The 18,573-nt window shown below is 51.2% G+C and carries 19 protein-coding genes; 4 read left to right on the forward strand and 15 right to left on the reverse strand.

Translation table 11 applies throughout. The annotated features are described in order from the left end of the window. From GQ51_RS00005 to GQ51_RS00025, 4 genes are all read right to left on the reverse strand, one after another. On the reverse strand, window positions 1–1,271 hold a 1,271-nt coding region (locus tag GQ51_RS00005), incomplete at its 3' end, for an O-antigen ligase family protein (protein ID WP_052177615.1). A gap of 128 nt (window positions 1,272–1,399) precedes the next feature. Next, on the reverse strand, window positions 1,400–1,738 hold the full coding sequence (locus GQ51_RS12630) for a pilin (RefSeq protein WP_047548231.1): 339 nt from the start codon (window positions 1,736–1,738) through the stop codon (window positions 1,400–1,402). A gap of 452 nt (window positions 1,739–2,190) precedes the next feature. After that, complete coding sequence (locus GQ51_RS00020) at window positions 2,191–2,727, reverse strand: SRPBCC family protein (protein ID WP_047548237.1); 537 nt, start codon at window positions 2,725–2,727, stop codon at window positions 2,191–2,193. 329 nt (window positions 2,728–3,056) lie between these two features. Continuing rightward, window positions 3,057–4,061, reverse strand: a complete 1,005-nt coding sequence (locus tag GQ51_RS00025; RefSeq protein WP_052177616.1) for a YncE family protein — start codon at window positions 4,059–4,061, stop codon at window positions 3,057–3,059. A 99-nt stretch (window positions 4,062–4,160) separates the two neighbouring features. Here GQ51_RS00025 and GQ51_RS00030 point away from each other — a divergent pair, with 99 nt between their 5' ends. Continuing rightward, window positions 4,161–4,652, forward strand: a complete 492-nt coding sequence (locus GQ51_RS00030) for an RNA pyrophosphohydrolase (protein ID WP_047548240.1) — start codon at window positions 4,161–4,163, stop codon at window positions 4,650–4,652. Window positions 4,653–4,713: 61 nt separating this feature from the next. Here GQ51_RS00030 and asd read toward each other — a convergent pair whose 3' ends face one another. The 6 genes from asd to nadC all read right to left on the reverse strand — a co-directional run bounded on the left by asd (window position 4,714) and on the right by nadC (window position 11,886). Next, a complete protein-coding gene (gene asd, locus GQ51_RS00035) occupies window positions 4,714–5,580 on the reverse strand; it encodes an archaetidylserine decarboxylase (RefSeq protein ID WP_047548243.1) in 867 nt (288 codons plus the stop codon). Between the two features lie 107 nt (window positions 5,581–5,687). Beyond that, window positions 5,688–6,704 carry a ketol-acid reductoisomerase gene (gene ilvC / locus GQ51_RS00040; protein ID WP_015831563.1) on the reverse strand — a complete coding sequence of 339 codons (1,017 nt, stop codon included), beginning with the start codon at window positions 6,702–6,704 and terminating at the stop codon, window positions 5,688–5,690. A 60-nt stretch (window positions 6,705–6,764) separates the two neighbouring features. Next, window positions 6,765–7,256: an acetolactate synthase small subunit gene (ilvN, locus tag GQ51_RS00045; protein WP_047548249.1), complete on the reverse strand. Its 492-nt coding sequence runs from the start codon at window positions 7,254–7,256 to the stop codon at window positions 6,765–6,767. Beyond that, window positions 7,257–8,993, reverse strand: a complete 1,737-nt coding sequence (locus GQ51_RS00050; protein ID WP_047548252.1) for an acetolactate synthase 3 catalytic subunit — start codon at window positions 8,991–8,993, stop codon at window positions 7,257–7,259. A 175-nt stretch (window positions 8,994–9,168) separates the two neighbouring features. After that, window positions 9,169–10,953, reverse strand: a complete 1,785-nt coding sequence (locus GQ51_RS00055) for a GspE/PulE family protein (protein ID WP_047548255.1) — start codon at window positions 10,951–10,953, stop codon at window positions 9,169–9,171. 36 nt (window positions 10,954–10,989) lie between these two features. Beyond that, the gene (gene nadC / locus GQ51_RS00060) at window positions 10,990–11,886 is read right to left on the reverse strand and encodes a carboxylating nicotinate-nucleotide diphosphorylase (RefSeq protein WP_047548257.1); all 897 of its coding nucleotides are present in this window, start codon (window positions 11,884–11,886) and stop codon (window positions 10,990–10,992) included. 97 nt (window positions 11,887–11,983) lie between these two features. On the opposite strand from nadC, the gene GQ51_RS00065 reads away from it, so the two are divergent. Continuing rightward, on the forward strand, window positions 11,984–12,601 hold the full coding sequence (locus GQ51_RS00065; RefSeq protein WP_047548260.1) for a glutathione S-transferase family protein: 618 nt from the start codon (window positions 11,984–11,986) through the stop codon (window positions 12,599–12,601). Window positions 12,602–12,624: 23 nt separating this feature from the next. On the opposite strand, the gene GQ51_RS00070 is transcribed toward GQ51_RS00065, so the two are convergent. The 4 genes from GQ51_RS00070 to GQ51_RS00085 all read right to left on the reverse strand — a co-directional run bounded on the left by GQ51_RS00070 (window position 12,625) and on the right by GQ51_RS00085 (window position 15,316). Then, window positions 12,625–12,972 (reverse strand): hypothetical protein, encoded by a 348-nt coding sequence (locus GQ51_RS00070; protein WP_047548262.1) that lies wholly within the window; start codon window positions 12,970–12,972, stop codon window positions 12,625–12,627. 53 nt (window positions 12,973–13,025) lie between these two features. Further along, entirely contained in the window at window positions 13,026–14,135 is a 1,110-nt protein-coding gene (gene mnmA / locus GQ51_RS00075; RefSeq protein ID WP_047548265.1) for a tRNA 2-thiouridine(34) synthase MnmA, read from the reverse strand. A gap of 11 nt (window positions 14,136–14,146) precedes the next feature. Then, complete coding sequence (locus GQ51_RS00080; protein WP_047548268.1) at window positions 14,147–14,590, reverse strand: NUDIX hydrolase; 444 nt, start codon at window positions 14,588–14,590, stop codon at window positions 14,147–14,149. 90 nt (window positions 14,591–14,680) lie between these two features. Continuing rightward, window positions 14,681–15,316, reverse strand: coding sequence for a YchE family NAAT transporter (locus GQ51_RS00085; protein WP_047548272.1), 636 nt, complete (start codon window positions 15,314–15,316; stop codon window positions 14,681–14,683). A gap of 88 nt (window positions 15,317–15,404) precedes the next feature. Here GQ51_RS00085 and GQ51_RS00090 point away from each other — a divergent pair, with 88 nt between their 5' ends. Both GQ51_RS00090 and rng read left to right on the forward strand, forming a co-directional pair. Beyond that, on the forward strand, window positions 15,405–16,007 hold the full coding sequence (locus GQ51_RS00090; RefSeq protein WP_047548275.1) for a Maf family protein: 603 nt from the start codon (window positions 15,405–15,407) through the stop codon (window positions 16,005–16,007). A gap of 56 nt (window positions 16,008–16,063) precedes the next feature. Continuing rightward, the gene (rng, locus tag GQ51_RS00095) at window positions 16,064–17,515 is read left to right on the forward strand and encodes a ribonuclease G (RefSeq protein WP_047548278.1); all 1,452 of its coding nucleotides are present in this window, start codon (window positions 16,064–16,066) and stop codon (window positions 17,513–17,515) included. 98 nt (window positions 17,516–17,613) lie between these two features. Here the strand turns inward: rng and GQ51_RS00100 are convergent, their stop codons facing one another. Next, window positions 17,614–18,456 (reverse strand): zinc dependent phospholipase C family protein, encoded by an 843-nt coding sequence (locus GQ51_RS00100; protein WP_200884379.1) that lies wholly within the window; start codon window positions 18,454–18,456, stop codon window positions 17,614–17,616. Window positions 18,457–18,573: the final 117 nt, after the last annotated feature.

Raw genomic sequence — 18,573 nt, forward strand, 5'->3', positions numbered from 1 at the left:
ATTGCGATGGTTTTTTCATCGCCGGCACCCAGTAATATCGCAGCAATGCCCAGGAAATAGGTATACCAGAGCGGGTATTCCAGCATGCTGTGGATGCCTAAAATCGTCAGCAGGCTGATTAGCCACCATGTCTCGGGATTGAGCCGGTGCCATTGGAATCCCCGGAACCATACGACCAGGCCGGTCAGCACGATCAGGAATGCAGTAATGCCCATTTCAGCGAGCAGATGCAGGAATAGATTGTGCGCATGTTCAAAAATACGGTTGGCTGATAGCGCTGCTGGACTATCCAGCAGCAGGAACGATGCTGAATTCATGTTGCCGGCACCGATGCCCAGCCAGGGGGATTGCAGGAACAGGCGTATGCTGTCGTACCAGATCTGCAAGCGTGCCGATGGCGTGTCGATATTGATGCCATTCACGATGCGGTCGGTGGTCAGCCTGAACAGGCCGTCAGGCGCAACGTAATATGCCAGCACATGTACGACTGCAAATGCCGGGATTGCAGCCAGGCTCATGTAAAGCAGGCGGCGGGTGGCAGCCGGGTCCTGGCCTTGTTTAACGGTTTTTGCATGCGAGGCCCATGCGAGCAGGGCGACCGCGCACAAATATAACCATGAACTCCTGGATCCTGAAACTGCAAGCATCAGCAGGAACCAGGCGAGTAGCAATGAAAAGAAAGCGAGCGTGAAACGTCCTTTTGCGTACAGGTATATCAGCGATACGGTTGCCAGGGCGATAAAGTCGGCAAAATGGTTCTCCTGTGCAAATGGCCCGTAACTGGGCAGATCCGGCAGGAATGAAATTGCCCCGCCAGTGCGCGTGACGATCTGTAGCACCATCATGCCGCCATTGATGATGCCGGCACTCACCATAAAGAATGCCAGGGTGTTTGCCAGTTTCTCCCATCCTAGCCGGCGGCGCAGGTGGTAGCCAAGCAGTGTGAGCAGGAAGGCCCAGCCCAGGTAAGAAAGCACCAGCAGGACATATTGGGCGGAATGCAGCATGCCGATTGCCCATTGCGCGCTAACAATGGTCGCTAACCCTAAAAAAACCAGTGATATCTGCGGGATTCGAATGCCTGCCGGCGGGAGGCTGCGAAATATGGGGGCTAATGCGGCCAGCCCCAGTACTGCCGTGATCCATTCCGTATAAAAGGCGGTGATCGGCAAACGATGGTACATGTTGATGGCCGGCAGCATCAGCATCAGGCCGACCAGTATCAGGCTCATGTTTGCAGGATCGGGCAAGGATAAACTGCGTTTTGACATTCAGCGGCCATTCGATTTCAAGTGTGCATGACATAACATATCAGTGTGTCTCCATAAAAAAAGAGACCATGGAATGGTCTCTTTTTTTAAGTCAGGTGCTTAGATGCTGCCTACACCTGTTTTGTACATTATGATGACAATGTGCAAGTTGCGCCTTGAGCTAAGTCGCATGTTACAGTTTTTACACCTGGTGATTTAGGACTTGCGGTAATTGTTGCGGTAGCACTTGCTGGTGCACTGAATGGTTGACATGCACCATTTTTAGGATCGCTAACTGAAGAAGCTCCCTGAGCAAATTCAACTAACGCGCTATTAGCATAAGATTTTGCTTCCATCATGCATGATTTCTCAGCTGAAGTGATGGTGTAGTTCTGGTAAGCAGGAATCGCTACTGCAGCCAGAATACCGATAATTGCAACAACAATCATCAGCTCGATTAAGGTAAAACCTTTTTGTACTTGTTTCATGTGAGACCCCTTTGTTATTAATGTGTAATTTTCGTACAACGCAGCCAGCAGGCTGCTTTGTTATTTTTTAAGTAAGCAACGGTTATGCCAACATCTGTCTGAGGTGGTAAATTGTGTTTAATGCACTGTCATCGATATGCTGTGGCAATAGCAAATGCGAGCCTGACCTGCAAGTGCGGGTGGTGCTTTGTTTTTATATATAGTTATTAAAAATCATGTAGATACCGTGGTTTATGAGATGTTTTCGGTGATAGGGTGCCAGTGTCTGTCTGTTGCTGCAGCTGGTGATGCCAGTGTGTTCGTATGCAGTACAAGCAATAAAAAAGCGGAGCAATTGCTCCGCTTTTTTATTGCTTGTACTGCCTGTTTTTGTCATGCCTGCTGCATGGACTGTCAAAAATGGTCACGTATCCATTGCGTGAGTGACCATTTTTGTGCGTTTTTGCGGTCTTTTATTTTGCAGATTCGGCAGCTTTTTGTAAGCCGGCTAAACCGCTATCAAAAATTTCGTTGATCGCTTTTAATGCGGTCTCATCATCCTGGCCAGCCGGGATAGGTGGGTTCAGTTTGTACAGGCGATAGAAGCGGCCAACCCATTGCACATTGGTCTCACCTGGTTTTGCGCCTTTGGTCACGACCATGAATGCGTTGTAGTCGGTGAGTGGTAAACCGCTGCTTACGATCTCGTATCTGATTTTCATGTCACCTTCATCGATGCTGCGCAGTTTCTCGTAGATAGTGCCACCGCTTTTAAGCGTCAGTGTACGGAACGTCTCATCACCTTTTTTCTCCAGTTTGGTGCTGGCGATAGCCGGGTGCCATTTTTGCATATTGCCAAAATCTTTTACCAATGCCCAGACTTTTGCAGGCTCAGCTTTAATGGTGACTGATTTGTCCACTTTCAGTGGTGATGGGCCATGTGCAGCCGCTGTGAAAGAAACTAAGCTGGTGCTCAAGCTAAGTGCGATTAAAGCCAAGAATTTTTTCATTCATTTTTCTCCAGATTTCTCATGTGTGAGACGATTAATTCAAAAACAACAGTGCATTATAAATGACAAGCTTTGTTTATAGAATCTAAATTTGATCGCCCCGGTGTGAATCGTCGCGGATTGTCGCCTGTCACGCTATGCCAGCGGCAATCCTGTTTCCATCATCAATAAACCGTAGCCAATCAACAAGTGCTTCAGATCCAGTTCGCTCAGCTTTATCAATAGTGCTGCTGATGTTCGGTTAACGCCGGCTGTGATGCCAAGGTTGACAGTATTGTGCGGAGATGTGCGTTTTTATCGAAAGCGGCGATGTGGCATGCAGCCGGTGCCTATTCAGGTGATGGGCGGCTCAGGATGAATTGCCCGAAAGCGCGGCTTTTGTCGCCGGTTTTAATCGTGGTTAACAGGCGATTGGTCTTTGTATCGATCACGCTGACATTATTGCTACCCCAGTTGGCGATGTAGGCGCGCTGCAGGTGGTGGTCTATGCTGATGCCCTCCGGCGTGCTGCCTACATTGACTGTTGCAATCGGTGCTCCCGAACCCACATCCAGCACCGATACGCTGTCATCCTGGGTGTTGGTCACATACAATGTTTTTTCGTCCAGGCTGAATGCGGCACAGTAGGGGTGGTAGCCCACTTTGAGCGTTTGTTTGCGCCCGGATTCTGTATGGATGATATCGACGGTGTCATCCTGAACGTTGACGCTTGCCAGCAGTTTCCCGCTGTGGCTGAGTGCCAGGCCGAACGGGTGCTTCCCTACCGGGATGCGTCTGCTGATGGTGAGCGTAGCGGTATCAATGACTGCAATGTCGTTGCTGTCCCGGTTGGCGATATACAGTGATCGGTTATCAGGGCTGACTACCAGGCCGGCGGGTGCGTCACCCACACTTAATTCCCGGATGTCGCTGAAACTTCGTGTGTTGATGGCCAATATTTTATTTTCAAACCAGTCTGCAACATAAAGCGTTTTATTATCCGGCGCTAAAGCCAGGCCTACCGGGGAGCCCTTGATTTTTATCATGTCGATAAGCTTGTTATTTTGCGTGTCAATGACAGATATTTCCTGGCTTTCCACATTGGAAACAAAAGCGCGCTGCAGTTCTGTGGAAACCGCAACGCCTACGGGTGCTTTGCCGACGGGAACCGTAGTTGTCACCAGGTTGGATGCGGTGTTGATGACGGAAACGCTGTGTTCACCCTGGTTGGTGATATAGGCATAGCTGTCCTGGGTTAATGCAGGCGCTGATGCGCATGCCGTTAACAGGAGGCCGGCGAGTAGTGTGCATGTATGCCGGTAGTGGTTTAATAAAACAGTAGGCTGAAAGGTCATGTCAATTCTTGCTTTAATTGGGGCTGAGATAAATGGTTGCTTTCAATAATGCTGGAAATATGAAAAAATTGCATTAAATTATTAAGGCAGTATATAGCTATGTTAGATCGTGACGGGTTTCGCCCGAATGTTGGCATTATTTTATGCAATGCCAGCAATCAGGTATTTTGGGGTAAGCGTATCCGTGAGCATGCCTGGCAGTTCCCGCAAGGCGGCATTAACTATGGCGAAAGTCCAGAGCAGGCCATGTATCGTGAACTGATGGAAGAAGTTGGCCTGAAGCCGGAACATGTGAAAATTCTCGGGCGCACTAAAGACTGGCTGCGCTACGAGGTGCCGACCAGCTGGATCAAGCGCGAGTGGCGCGGCAGTTATCGGGGACAGAAGCAGATATGGTATCTGCTGCGTTTGCTGGGGCGCGACAGCGATGTGTCTTTGCGTGCAACCAGTCATCCGGAGTTTGATGCATGGCGCTGGAGTGATTATTGGGTGCCGCTTGAGGATGTGATTGAATTCAAACGCGCCGTGTATGAATCCGCCTTGAACGAGCTGGCCCCACATCTGCATCATAAGTCAGTACACCATAAATAGATCGGCAGCTTGCAGGAGCTGATTGACTCCTGCAAAGTCTGCATCAACACTGGAGTGAATGCTAGCGGCTGATACCGTTAGCCATCATTTCACCGAGTTTTACCGCACCTGCGGCTTGCCAGTCTGCGTTGAATTGCAGTGAGCCTTTACGGAACAGCATGACCACGGTGGAGCCCAGCAGGAAGCGCCCCATTTCATCACCCTGTTTCAGGGTAATGTTCTGGTCTGCATAAGTCCATACTTGGATATGTCCACGTCGAGGCGGGTTGATGATGCCGTCTTTTGCATTGTGCCACACGGTAGCCATGCTGCCGACAATGGTTGCGCCAACGAGTACCATGACGAAATTGCCGTGTTTTTCTGATGAGAACTCGCATACCACGCGTTCGTTGCGTGCAAACAAGCCTGGCACGCCCTGTGCGGTGACCGGATTCACCGAGAACAGGTCACCGGGCACGTATGTCATTTTTTCCAGCTTGCCGTCACACGGCATATGAATGCGATGATAATCCCTCGGGCTTAAGTAAAGGCAGGCGAAATTGCCGTTCAGATAATACTGTGCGGCAGACTTGTCACCGCCCAGCAATGCCGTGGTGGAATAGTAATGACCTTTGGCCTGAAAAATCTGATCCTGTTCGATGTGCCCCAACTGGCTGATTGCGCCATCTACCGGGCATATGAAGTCTGCCTGTGCGATGGGCCTTGCACCTTGCCGTAATGGGCGCGTAAAGAACGCATTAAATGTTTTGTAGCTGCTGATGTCAGGGTTGGCTGCTTCGGCCATGTTGACGTTATAGCGTTTTACAAACCATTTAATGACTTTTGTTGTGGTGTTTCCGCCTTGGTGGTGCGCCAGCTTCCCGGCAACGGCAGTGATTGCCTGCTTGGGAATGGCATACTGAGCTAAAACTTTAAGACGATTTTTCATGATGGTTTCTTGTTGTTCAGTATCACAAATAAAATAGGGCAAAACGCATAACGCTTTGCCCTACAAGTACTAATTGCCAATGAGTTTGACTCGATCAGCTTTTAGGATTAGTTCTTAGATTGGTCAACTAACTTGTTTTTAGCAATCCAAGGCATCATGGCGCGCAGTTGGCCGCCAACTTGTTCGATTGGATGTGCTGCGTTCAGGCGACGGCGTGCCGTCATCTCTGGGTAGTTAGTACGGCCTTCCAGGATGAAGCGTTTAGCGTACTCACCGTTTTGGATGTTAGCCAGGCACTCTTGCATTGCGTAGCGTGATTCGTCATTGATCACTTTAGGGCCGGTTACGTATTCACCGTATTCGGCATTGTTTGAGATCGAGTAGTTCATGTTGGCAATGCCGCCTTCGTACATCAGGTCAACAATCAGTTTCAATTCGTGCAGGCACTCGAAGTACGCCATTTCAGGTGCGTAGCCAGCTTCAACCAGTGTTTCAAAACCGGCTTTAACCAGCTCAACCGCGCCGCCGCATAGAACAGCTTGTTCACCGAACAGGTCAGTTTCTGTTTCTTCACGGAAGTCAGTCTCGATTACGCCGCCTTTGGTGCCGCCGTTTGCCGCTGCGTATGAAAGCGCGATGTCTTTTGCTTTACCTGATTTGTCCTGGTAAACAGCGATCAATGATGGTACGCCGCCGCCTTTCAGGTACTCTGAGCGAACAGTGTGGCCTGGGCCTTTTGGCGCGATCATGATCACGTCCAGGTCAGCACGTGGTGTGATCTGGTTGTAGTGAATGTTGAAACCATGAGCGAAAGCCAAAGCCGCGCCTTGTTTCAGGTTTGCAGCAACTTCTGCGTGGAAAATTTCCGGCATGGTTTCGTCAGGCAGCAATAACATGACTACGTCAGCTTGTTTGGTCGCTTCTGCGATTTCCAATACGTTGTGGCCCGCTGCAACGGCTTTAGCCCATGAGCTGCCGCCTTTGCGCAAACCGATGGTTACGTTAACGCCGCTGTCTTTTAAGTTGGCTGCGTGTGCGTGACCTTGTGAACCGTAACCTACGATCGTTACTTGTTTACCTTTGATTAAGCCAAGGTCTGCGTCTTTGTCGTAATAAACTTTCATTTCTTTTCCTTTAAAAAGGGGGTTGGGAGCTGGTCCCCAGCTCCTGGCCCCTGATGTTAACTATACCTTTAAAATTCTGTCGCCACGTCCGATGCCGGATGCACCGGTGCGGACTGTCTCTAAAATTGCTGTTTTATCCAAACCTTCAATAAACGCGTCCAGCTTGTGACCGGAACCTGTTAATTCAATGGTAAAAGTGCCGTCGGCCACATCGATAATACGGCCGCGGAAAATATCGCACATGCGTTTCATCTCTTCGCGGAATGCGCCGGTGGCTTTCACCTTAACCAGCATCAGTTCCCGCTCGATGAATTTTCCATCGTTCAGGTCAAGCACTTTGACCACATCTACCAGCTTGTTTAGCTGTTTGATGATTTGTTCAATAACGTCTTCTGAGCCTGAAGTCACAATCGTCATGCGTGACAATGTGGCGTCTTCAGTCGGTGCCACGGTCAGTGACTCGATGTTGTAGCCGCGCGCAGAGAACAGGCCGGCAACGCGCGAGAGGGCGCCGGCTTCGTTTTCCATCAGCAGTGAAATAATATGGCGCATTTATAGATCCTCCGCCAAAATCATTTCAGACAGACCTTTTCCGTTAGGAATCATCGGGAATACGTTTTCTTTCTGATCGGTGATGAAGTTCATAAATACAAAACGGTCTTTCATTGCAAATGCATCGGTGAGGGCACCTTCAACATCTTCCGGTTTTTCAATTTTCATGCCGACGTGACCATAGGACTCGGCCAGTTTTACAAAGTCAGGCAGGCTGTCCATGTAGGATTCCGAGTAGCGGTTCTCGTAGAAGAACTCCTGCCACTGGCGAACCATGCCCAGGTAACGGTTGTTGAGCAGAATGACCTTGATCGGCAGGTTGTACTGTTTACAGGTTGAAAGCTCCTGGATATTCATCTGGATACTGCCTTCACCCGTCACACAGGCAACCTGTGCTTTCGGGTCTGCGAACTGACAGCCCATCGCGTATGGCAAGCCAACACCCATGGTGCCCAGCCCGCCGGAGTTGATCCAGCGACGTGGTTTATCAAACTTGTAGTACTGTGCCGCCCACATCTGGTGCTGGCCGACGTCCGAAGTCACGTAGGCGTCGCCTTTAGTAACTTCCCACAGTTTTTCAATGACATACTGCGGCTTGATCAGGCCGTTAACATTGTTGTAGCTCAGGCACAGTTTGCTGCGCCATGCTTCGATTTGAGCCCACCAGGCTTTAAGCGCAGGTGACTGCTGTGGTTTTTCCTGTGAAACCAGGTCGTTCATTTCACCTAGCACGGATTTCACATCGCCTACGATAGGCACGTGAACCTTGACGCGTTTGGAAATCGAAGACGGGTCAATATCGATATGGATAATGGTGCGGTCTTTGTTGTAGAAATGTTCCGGATTGCCGATCACGCGGTCATCAAAGCGCGCGCCCACAGCCAGCAGCACGTCACATTCGTGCATCGCCATGTTCGCTTCGTAAGTGCCGTGCATGCCCAGCATGCCCAGGAACTGTTTGTCTGTGGACGGATAGCCGCCCAGGCCCATCAGCGTATTAGTGACAGGCAAGCCCAGTGCCTGAACCAGCTTTACCAGCAACTCCGAAGCATCGCCCAGCACTACGCCGCCGCCGGTGTAAACCATAGGGCGTTCAGCTTCCAGCAGCAATTTAACCGCTTTTTTAATCTGGCCGCTGTGACCTTTGGTGACCGGGTTGTAAGAGCGCATTTCCACCGTGTTCGGGTATACGAACTCGGCAAGGTTGGCGGTAATGTCTTTAGGGATGTCGATCACTACAGGACCCGGGCGACCGGTTCTTGCAATGTGGAAAGCTTTTTTCATGGTGGAGGCGATGTCTTTGACATCTTTTACCAGGAAGTTATGTTTGACACAGGGGCGGGTAACGCCAATCATGTCGACTTCCTGGAAAGCATCCAGGCCAATGGCGGCAACAGGCACCTGGCCACTGATGACTACCATCGGGATCGAGTCCATGTAAGCGGTTGCGATGCCGGTAATCGCGTTAGTGGCGCCAGGGCCGGAGGTGACAAGTGCTACGCCAACCTCGCCGGTTGCGCGTGAGTAAGCATCTGCGGCGTGAACGGCAGCCTGTTCATGACGCACGAGAATATGTTTGAAGTGGCCTTGTTTGTATATTGCGTCGTAGATATGTAGAACCGCACCGCCTGGATAGCCAAAAACGAATTTGACATTTTCCTGCTCCAGGGATCGGATTACAATTTCTGCGCCAGTGATTTGACTGGTATCTTGATGCGGTTGAGATGTCTCTGCCATAAATCTTTATGATTTTTAAATAGTTTATTCGGTAACCCTACACGATAACCGTTTGAGCAGTTTTGGTCAAGAATAAAAGTGTCAGGAATGAAAGGCTTAACATTGAAACATGCCTGGCTGGATGCGATTGGCATGCCGGGTTTCGCATCGGTAAAACCACGTTTTAAAAGTAGTTTTATTCAATTTCCAGGGGTGGTGCCACTTTCAGCAGTTCTTCTATCGTGGTGAGACCCGCAGCCACTTTTTCAGCGCCGTTGATAATCAATGGCTGCATGCCTTCCTGGTAAGCCTGTTTGGTAAGCTTTGCCAGGTTGGTGTCAGGCGTGATGAGTTTTCTCAGGGATTTGCTCATTGACAGCATTTCATAAATGCCGCTGCGGCCTTTGAAGCCGGTGTTGCGGCATTCCGTGCAGCCGACCGGCCGGTAGATATGATCGGGTTTAGGGATGTTGAATGCGCCAACCAGTGCGCTCCAGTCGCTTTGCGTGATCGGTTCCGGCACTTTGCAGCTGGGGCAAAGCGTTCTCACCAGGCGCTGCGCCATGATGCCGAGCACGGTCGAATGTATCAGGTAGGACGGTACGCCCAGGTCCAGCAGCCGGGTGACGGCAGAAGGGGCGTCGTTAGTGTGCAGCGTTGACAGCACCAGGTGGCCGGTGAGCGCGGCCTGGATGGTCATCTCGGCGGTTTCGATATCGCGGATTTCGCCCACCATCACAATGTCCGGATCCTGCCGCATCAGGGTGCGTATGCCTTCTGCAAAGCCAAGCCCGATATTATGCTGGACCTGCATCTGGTTGAAAGCAGGCTCGACCATTTCTATCGGGTCTTCCACCGTGCATACATTGACCTCGGAAGTGGCGAGCATGCGCAGGGTCGAGTAGAGTGTCGTGGTTTTGCCGGAACCGGTAGGGCCGGTTACCAGAATGATGCCATTGGGTGCGGTGGCCCATGCGTTCCATTTGTCAGCCTGGGTCTGCGAAAAGCCCAGTGCTATGAAATCTTTGTTTGAGATGTCGGGTGAAAAGATGCGCATCACAAGTTTTTCGCCGAAGGCGGTCGGCATGGTCGAGAGGCGTAGCTCGATTTCACTGCCTTCCGCGGATAGCGTTTTAATGCGGCCATCCTGCGGGCGGCGTTTTTCAACCATGTCCATGCGGCCCAGCAGTTTGATGCGGCTGGTGATCGCATTCATGATGTTGGGCGGAATCTGGTATACCTGATGCAGCACACCGTCTATCCTGAAGCGCATCAGGCCTATGTTGCGCCTGGGCTCCAGGTGAATGTCGCTGGCGCGCTGCTCGAAAGCATATTTGAACAGCCAGTCTACAATGTTCACCACATGCTGCTCATTGGCATCGAGGTTCTTATCCTTGCCCAGCTCCACCAGCTGTTCGAAATTCTGCACCCCGACAATCTGCCCGGCTTTGGCCAGGTTTGCCGCATGCATGGAGTTGGCAAGGTTATACATTTCCGGCAGGTAACGGTTGAGTTCCAGCGGGTTAGCTACCACCAGCCTGATTTTCATTTTGAGCATGCGCTCCAGGTCTGACACCCAATCCGTGTTGAATGGCTCTGAGGTGGCGATAAGCGCCTCGCCGTTCCTGACTGAGATCGGCATGATTTTCAGGCGTTCTGCGTAGCCTTTGGAAACGACCTGGGAGGCATCGCCAAAATCCAGTTTGAGCGGGTCGATCTGGTAATAATCCAGCCCTGAATGTTTGGCAAGCCATGATGACAGCCATTCTACCGACAGCGCGTCATGAGATGGCTTAAGGCTTTTCCACTTCTGCTCACCGATGACAACCAGTGGATGCAGGTTGGAAGTATCCAGCTTGCGGTCTTTATACAGTTTTTCAGCCTGGGCTTTGTCGATAATACCGTCGTTGATCAGCATGCGCAGCGTGTCGCCTAAGGTGATACGCCCGCTGGGCTTGATAAACGCGGTGGCTTTGTTCATGGCTGATGTCTTCTTGTTTTGGTATGGTGAGAATGTTTAACGAATATTAGCATGCACCAATTCATCAACACGCATCGAGAGGTCAATCGCCCGGATGTTTTTTGTGAGGGAGCCAATCGATATGCGGTCAACCCCGGTCAGTGCTACTGCGCGGACATTATCCAGCGTGATGCCGCCTGAGGCTTCAAGGGTCGCTTTTTTGCCTGCCTGCTGATTGATGTTGACTGCTTCGCGCAGCAGGTCGTTGCTGAAGTTGTCAAGCAGGATGCTGGTTGCGCCAGCTTCCAGAGCCAGTTTCAGCTGCTCCAGGGTTTCTACTTCAATCTGTATGCTCTTGCCTGTATTCAGCGCAAACGCCTGCTGCATGACATTGGCAATGCTGCCTGCGGCAGCGATGTGGTTTTCCTTGATCAGTATGCCGTCGTATAGTGCGAGGCGCTGATTATGGCCGCCGCCGACGGTCACTGCATATTTCTGCGCCAGCCGCAGGTGAGGAATGGTTTTGCGTGTATCCAGGATTTGTGCGCCGGTTCCCGCTACGGCATCTACATATTGATGTGTTTCGGTAGCGGTGGCCGAGAGTGTCTGCAGAAAATTCAGCGCGCAGCGTTCTGCACTCAGCAGCGACCTGGCCGGGCCGCTGATCCTGCATAGCAATTGCCCCGGTTGTACACGGTCACCTTCATGGATCAGCCATTCGAGCTGTACGCTGGTGTCAATCAGGTTGAAGCAGGCGTTCACCCAGTCGATGCCGCAGATAATCGCAGTTTCACGCGCAGTGATCGTGGCATTGACCTGCTGTTTTTCCGGGACCAGCAATGCCGTGAGATCGCCGCTGCCTATATCTTCCTTAAGCGCAGCCTGTACCTGTGTGTTGACCAGCTCATGAAAAGCGGCTGAACCGATCGGGTAGTATTTATTAAATAGCGTCATATAGTTATCGTGAGCAAAGCGGAGTTTGAATTATAATGCTAGCGACAAACTAATGTGACCAAATAACACCATCCAAATAACACCATAAGTAAAAATCATGAAGCTTTTATATACCCCTAATAGTCCTTATGCCCGCAAAATCCGCATTGTGGCAGCCGAGAAACACATTGATATCAAACTGGAAGAAGTGGTGCTGTCTGCGCCGGATTGTCCCGTGAAACAGTACAACCCTTTGGGTAAGGTGCCGGTGCTGGTTCTGGGTGATGATAACGATAGCTTATACGACTCACGCGTGATAGCCGAATACCTGGATAACCGTACACCGTTGGCACATTTGATCCCTAAGGACAATACGGCTAAATCAGCGGTACGCAGATGGGAGGCTCTGGCTGACGGCGTGTGTGATGCGGCGGTAGCCATCATCATGGAGCAGCGCAAGCCTGAGCAGAAGCAGGATGAAGCGTTTGTAGCCAGGCAGATGGATAAAGTGACGCGCGGCCTGTCTGTGTTGAATAATGATCTCGGCCATAACAAATGGTGCGTAGATGATACATTCAGCCTGGGTGACATTGCTGTTGGCTGCATGCTGGGCTATATCAAGCTCAGGTTCGGCAATACGATAGACCTGGCTGGCGACTACCCGAACCTGGAACGGTTGCAGTCAGTTTTAGTTAAACGACAGTCATTTATTGACAGTATGCCGGTTCCGAACTAAGCGGTCATCGCCTGATGGCGGCATCAGGCGATATGCCCGTTGTCATCGAGCAGGCTTGATAGCTGCGTTTTTTTACGCAATGACTGCCTGTCGTTCAGACGTTTTTGCGCTGCCGGTGGAAAGTCGGTAAAGCGTATCATATTGCGTTCGACCATCAGCGTGATTAAATCCTCCAGCACGCGCGCCAGATGGATGTCGCTCTCGCGGAACGGGTCACTTTTTGCGAGAGACCTTTCCAGAAAATCCAGATACTCTTTTGACGTATCCTCTACGAAAGTCCAGTTGGCGCCCTGGTTTTCAGGTGTATTGGGGTTTTCAACCGAACTTGCGGCAACCACTTCACCTTGGGAGTTCTTGATTATATATGCCATAGCGACCTCAATTGCCCGGAGTTGTTTTTCAGGATTAATTGTTCAGGGTTGTTTTAAAGCGCGCCGGTAATGATACCGCCGCCCAAGCAGACATTGCTTTCATAGACGACGGCAGACTGGCCTGGGGTGATCGCCCATTGTCTCTGCCCGAATTTGATCGTGGCTTCTTCAGCGTCGACCGCGTCAATCTCGCAAGGGGCATCCGGCTGGCGATAACGTGTTTTTGCAGCATAGACCCAGTTGGTGATCGGCTGCTCCTCGCTGATCCAGTGCAACTGGCCGGCTTTTAAGCCGTCGTTAAGCAATAAGGGGTGTTCATGCCCCTGCACGACAATCAACTCATTCCTGGTCATGTCCTTTGCTGCGACAAACCATGGTTCTCCGCTGCTATCGCGGCTGCCGCCGATTTTCAGGCCCTGGCGCTGCCCCAGGGTGTAATACATCAGGCCTTCGTGGCGGCCGACTATTTTGCCCTCCGGTGTCTTCATGTCACCGGGTTCACGCGGCAGATACCTGCTCAGGAACTCCTGGAACGGGCGTTCGCCGATGAAGCAGATGCCGGTTGAATCTTTTTTCTCGGCATTGATCAGGCCGGCATTGCGCGCGATTTCGCGCACTTCGCGTTTCAGGTAAGTGCCGAGCGGGAATAGCGTTTTTGAAAGCTGCGCCTGGTTGAGGCGGTAGAGGAAATAGCTCTGGTCCTTGCTGCCGTCGTCTGCTTTCAGCAGCTGGTATTTGCCGGGCTGCAATGGGTTTTCACGTACCTGCGCGTAGTGGCCGGTTGCAATCAAGTCTGCCCCCATGCCCATGGCATGGTCGAGAAATGCCTTGAATTTGATTTCGGCATTGCACAGGATGTCAGGATTAGGGGTGCGTCCCGCCTGGTATTCGCTCAGGAAGTTTGCGAATACGCGGTCTTTGTATTCTGCGCTGAAGTTAACCGCTTCTATATCAATGCCGATTTTATCCGCCACGGATACCGCATCAATCAGGTCCTGCTTGCTTGAGCAGTATTCATCGGTATCGTCATCTTCCCAGTTCTTCATGAACAGGCCGGTGACTTCATAACCTTGCTGCTTAAGCAGCAGTGCCGTAACGGAAGAATCCACGCCGCCGGAGAGGCCGACCACGATTTTTTTCTTTTGTGATTTGTTCAGGTTCATAGGTGTTTATTTTATAAATGCGTAACAACTGATAGTGGATAACGCTGTCCGTGCAGGTAATCTTCGATGCATGTGATCACCTGCGGGCTGCGCATGAGCGCTGCATTGCTGCGAATTTCTTCGGCCGTCATCCAGACGCTGCGGATGATGCCGTCATCCAGCGCAAGCAGCGGCTGGTGATTGCTCACACTGCCGATGTAGGCAAAGCGCAGGTAAGTTGTCTGGTTATGCTCATGCTTCCAGTGGTAAATCCCCAGTAATGCACTTGGCTCAAACGTGTAGGCGGTTTCTTCCAGCGTTTCGCGGATAACCGCTTCAAGCATCGTTTCGTTATCTTCCAGGTGGCCGGCCGGCTGGTTAAAACGATTGCCGCGATCGGTTTCTTCTTCTACCAGTAAAAATTTGCCGTTTTCTTCAACAATTGCCGCGACGGTGGCATGTGGCTTCCATTGCATAATCGATATTTTAAATTTAAGTTAATGCGTATTTTACCCGATGCAACAATATTCGCGGGTTTTGATTTTCAGTCATCTGTCCGGAAAGCATCAGGCAAACAGTTTAGGAAACAGTCCGCTGAGTCCGTGGGCGATAAATTCAACGGACATGGCTGCCAGGATCAGCCCCATGATGCGCGTGACGATATTGATGCCGATTTTCCCCAGCTTGTTTGCAATGACAACCGCCAGGGTCAATACCAGCCAGATGATGAGGGCTACCACAAAAATCGGAATGGTTAACGACAGGTGGCCGGCGACGCTGCTGTTTTGCTGGGCTGCAATAATCATGTTGCTGATAGACCCTGGCCCTGCCAGCAGCGGAATGCTGAGAGGCACGATGGCGATCACTTCTTTTTCCGCCAGTGAATCCCTTTCTTCCAGGGTCTGGTGCGCAGCGCTTTGTTTTGCATGCATCATTGAAATTGCGATCAGCATCAGCAATATGCCGCCGCCGACCTGGAATGAGGGAATGGACACCCCGAAGAAATCCAGTACCTGGTCACCGATAAACGCAGAAATAGTGAGTACAATGAATACCGTGAATGCAGCGGTTTTTGCGGTACGTGCCCGCTCCTGGTGGCTCCAGCCGCTTGTTGCGCTGATAAATACGGGAACGCTGCCGATGGGGTTTACAATCGCAAACAGGGCGATACCGATTTTGAGGAGACTGGGCCAATCAATCATATAAGCTACCTTTGTAAGTTCTTTTTATAATTAAGAGCGAATGTATTTAATCTTTGTGAATTTAGAGATAGTAAATTAAAGTGCGAACATGCGTAACCATTTTGAACAACATCCGGCACTCTACCTTGCTTCGCGGAGCCCGCGCAGGGTAGAGCTATTAAAACAGATCGGCATTCATTGCATCACGCATCCTGCCGATATCGATGAAACCCAACTGCCAGGCGAATCGCCCGAGCATTATGTCAGCAGGCTGGCGCAGGAGAAGGCTGAAGCCTGCCTGCGCGGGCTTTCTGCCGCGCAGCGCAACCATCCGGTGCTCGGCGCGGATACGACCGTGTCATTGGCTGGCAAGGTGTTGGGCAAGCCTGAGGATGACAATGATGCGCGCAACATGCTGATGGAGTTGTCAGGGAGTACGCACCAGGTGCATACGGCAGTGGCACTTGCTGTGATGAACAAAATAGAAGTCGTCCTGTCCTCTACTACTGTAGAGATGGTCGGTTTCTCAGAGCGGCAGATTGAATATTATATCGCATCCGGGGAGCATCGTGACAAAGCCGGTAGCTACGGCATACAAGGTTTGGCTGGGGCGTGGATTAAAAAAATCGAGGGTAGCTACACCGGAGTGATGGGGTTGCCGATATGCGAAACCGCCGCGCTGCTGAGAAAACACCATATTATCCAGATATAAATTTTATTTAAATTCCTTTACCAGGATCAAAAAAAGCCGCAGTCAGGAAGTGTAAATTGAGCGAAGAAATATTAATTAACGTTACTCCACAGGAAACGCGTATCGCCATGATGGAAAATGGCGTCGTACAGGAGTTGCAGATCGAACGCAGCTCATCATTGGGCTTGGTCGGCAATGTTTATCGCGGTGTGATTTGCCGCGTACTGCCAGGCATGCAGTCGGCGTTTGTAGAGGTCGGCCTGCAGCGGGCGGCATTCCTGCATGCGGGTGATGTCATTGAATGCGGTGTTTCTGAAGGGCAGCGGCCGATTCAGGAAGTACTGCACGAGGGGCAATCGGTGATGGTGCAGGTGATCAAGGAGCCGATTGGCACCAAAGGCGCCCGCCTCACAACGCAAATCAGCATAGCCGGCCGTTTCCTGGTGTATCTGCCGCAGCAGGGCCATATCGGCGTGTCGCAGCGGATTGAGCTGGAGACCGAGCGAGAGTCATTAAAAGCGCGTCTGTTAGGCCTGCTGCCCGAGCAGCATAAAGGCGGCTATATCATCAGAACCATGTCGGAAACCGCAACGGATGACGAGTTGCGGGCAGACATCGATTACTTGACCAAAACCTGGAAACATATCCAGGAAAAAAGTGTGACGGTGCCTGAACGCACGTTGATTTTCCAGGACCTCAACCTGCCGATGCGCGTGCTGCGCGACGTGATGTGTGAAAACACCGAGGTAGTGCGGGTGGACTCAAGCGAGACTTACCAGAAACTGATTGATTTCGCGAACCTGTATGCCATCACTGCACTTGATAAGCTCGCGCATTACCAGGGCGAGCGACCGCTATTCGATCTGTACAGTATCGAGCAGGAAATTGAAAAGGCAATGTCGCGTAAAGTTGAGCTCAAATCCGGAGGTTACCTGATCTTTGACCAGACGGAAGCGCTGACAACGGTAGATGTGAATACCGGCAGTTTCGTCAGTGGAAAAAATCTGTCGGATACCATATTCAAAACCAACCTGGAGGCTGCGCAATCAATTGCGCGGCAGTTAAGGCTCAGGAACCTGGGCGGCATCATCATCATTGATTTTATCGATATGGATGAAGATACCCAGCGCGAGGCCGTGCTTGAAGAGCTGAAAAAAGAAGTGGCACGCGACCGCGCACGCACCGGTGTCAATGGATTTACGCCTTTGGGGCTGGTGGAGATGACGCGGAAACGCACGCGGGAAAGCCTGGCACATATCCTGTGTGAGCCCTGTTCCTGCTGCCAGGGCAGGGGGGAGCTGAAGACTGCGCAAACCGTGTGCTATGAGATATTGCGTGAACTGCTGCGTGAAGCGCGCCAGTTCAATGCACGGGAGCTGCGCGTGCTGGCGGCACCCAAGGTGATTGATATGCTTTCGGACGAAGAATCGCAAAGCCTGGCCAATTTATCCGATTTTATTGCCAAGCCGATCTCATTGCAGGTAGAAGCCAGCTATGGCCAGGAGTCATTCGATATTATCCTGATGTAGTTTGTAAAGGAAAAGGAGCCGCCTGCATATCAGTACCTATCCCGCGTATTGCTGATATGGAAACGAGGCGCAAGCTGAATGGCGATCAGCGTGCCCAGCTACTCGGAAAAATACTGGATCGGCTTCGGGTGCAGTGCCTTTAAATGTTCCAGGCATTCATGACGCCATTGGTTGAGCTGGTCGATGCTGATGTTTTTCAGCTCCGGCTCAAATAAGGGATTGTTGCCGCTGAACACCTGACCTACATCCTTCATGATGACTTGTGTTTTAGCAAGGTAATAGACAAAGTTCTGGTGGATATCCTTATCCAGCACGCGCATTACCCTATAAATGACATGCGGCAACCTGACCAGCCTGAGCAGCCCGTCCGCATAGGCCAGTTTTTTCAGTGCCGAGCTGGTGACGTTCTCGGGGCAGCTGAAATGCGGGGAAATGAATTTTGATATGGCAGTGCGATGCTTATTCAAAACCCGCCTTGGCGTGGTATCCATCAGGGGTGTCAGGTAGGCATCCATTGCCCATTCAGATGCGATATGCGTCGCAATCGTGCGTTTGAACCACATGGCTTCGTGCGCCGGCACGAAATGGTGATGTGCAATGACATCAATATACAGGTGGCTGACATAGCCGGCCGCAATCGCGACTTCCTCATCCGTTTGTGCATGCTGTAAAAGCCGGTGGGCATTCTGCCAGACATGTGTGTACCTGAAGCGGTAACTGATCAATGCCAGATCCGGTAAGCAGGCCCCGGCCATGACCAGCTCAGGGAAGCGCCTGATCGCATTCTGCACACGTGCATCCAGCAGCGGCATTGCCCAAACCAGGGATTGCGCAAAATACAGATGCGTTACCAGCCCCCATGCGTAAGCATCATTTGAATAAATGCAGCATGGAAGCCACCACCAATATTTCTTGCAATATTTCCTGATAAAGGCACGCATCTGCATGCTGCCGACTATGGCGTGCGTCTATGAACGCAGCATGTCAGCCTAGTTAAAGTTTAATGACAATCCAAGCTGCTGATTGACAGCAGCTTGTTCCAACGGGCAGCCTGCCTC

It is taken from the genome of Methylotenera sp. G11 (assembly GCF_000799735.1).
In the GTDB taxonomy this organism is placed as follows: Bacteria; Pseudomonadota; Gammaproteobacteria; order Burkholderiales; family Methylophilaceae; genus Methylotenera.

Excerpts from the sequence above, each read along its gene's own strand:
- GQ51_RS12630 (WP_047548231.1), bottom strand. The coding sequence starts at position 1,738 with ATGAAACAAGTACAAAAAGGTTTTACCTTAATCGAGCTGATGATTGTT.
- GQ51_RS00020 (WP_047548237.1), bottom strand. The coding sequence starts at position 2,727 with ATGAAAAAATTCTTGGCTTTAATCGCACTTAGCTTGAGCACCAGCTTA.
- GQ51_RS00025 (WP_052177616.1), bottom strand. The coding sequence starts at position 4,061 with ATGACCTTTCAGCCTACTGTTTTATTAAACCACTACCGGCATACATGC.
- GQ51_RS00030 (WP_047548240.1), top strand. The coding sequence starts at position 4,161 with ATGTTAGATCGTGACGGGTTTCGCCCGAATGTTGGCATTATTTTATGC.
- asd (WP_047548243.1), bottom strand. The coding sequence starts at position 5,580 with ATGAAAAATCGTCTTAAAGTTTTAGCTCAGTATGCCATTCCCAAGCAG.
- ilvC (WP_015831563.1), bottom strand. The coding sequence starts at position 6,704 with ATGAAAGTTTATTACGACAAAGACGCAGACCTTGGCTTAATCAAAGGT.
- ilvN (WP_047548249.1), bottom strand. The coding sequence starts at position 7,256 with ATGCGCCATATTATTTCACTGCTGATGGAAAACGAAGCCGGCGCCCTC.
- GQ51_RS00050 (WP_047548252.1), bottom strand. The coding sequence starts at position 8,993 with ATGGCAGAGACATCTCAACCGCATCAAGATACCAGTCAAATCACTGGC.
- GQ51_RS00055 (WP_047548255.1), bottom strand. The coding sequence starts at position 10,953 with ATGAACAAAGCCACCGCGTTTATCAAGCCCAGCGGGCGTATCACCTTA.
- nadC (WP_047548257.1), bottom strand. The coding sequence starts at position 11,886 with ATGACGCTATTTAATAAATACTACCCGATCGGTTCAGCCGCTTTTCAT.
- GQ51_RS00065 (WP_047548260.1), top strand. The coding sequence starts at position 11,984 with ATGAAGCTTTTATATACCCCTAATAGTCCTTATGCCCGCAAAATCCGC.
- GQ51_RS00070 (WP_047548262.1), bottom strand. The coding sequence starts at position 12,972 with ATGGCATATATAATCAAGAACTCCCAAGGTGAAGTGGTTGCCGCAAGT.
- mnmA (WP_047548265.1), bottom strand. The coding sequence starts at position 14,135 with ATGAACCTGAACAAATCACAAAAGAAAAAAATCGTGGTCGGCCTCTCC.
- GQ51_RS00080 (WP_047548268.1), bottom strand. The coding sequence starts at position 14,590 with ATGCAATGGAAGCCACATGCCACCGTCGCGGCAATTGTTGAAGAAAAC.
- GQ51_RS00085 (WP_047548272.1), bottom strand. The coding sequence starts at position 15,316 with ATGATTGATTGGCCCAGTCTCCTCAAAATCGGTATCGCCCTGTTTGCG.
- GQ51_RS00090 (WP_047548275.1), top strand. The coding sequence starts at position 15,405 with ATGCGTAACCATTTTGAACAACATCCGGCACTCTACCTTGCTTCGCGG.
- GQ51_RS00100 (WP_200884379.1), bottom strand. The coding sequence starts at position 18,456 with ATGCGTGCCTTTATCAGGAAATATTGCAAGAAATATTGGTGGTGGCTT.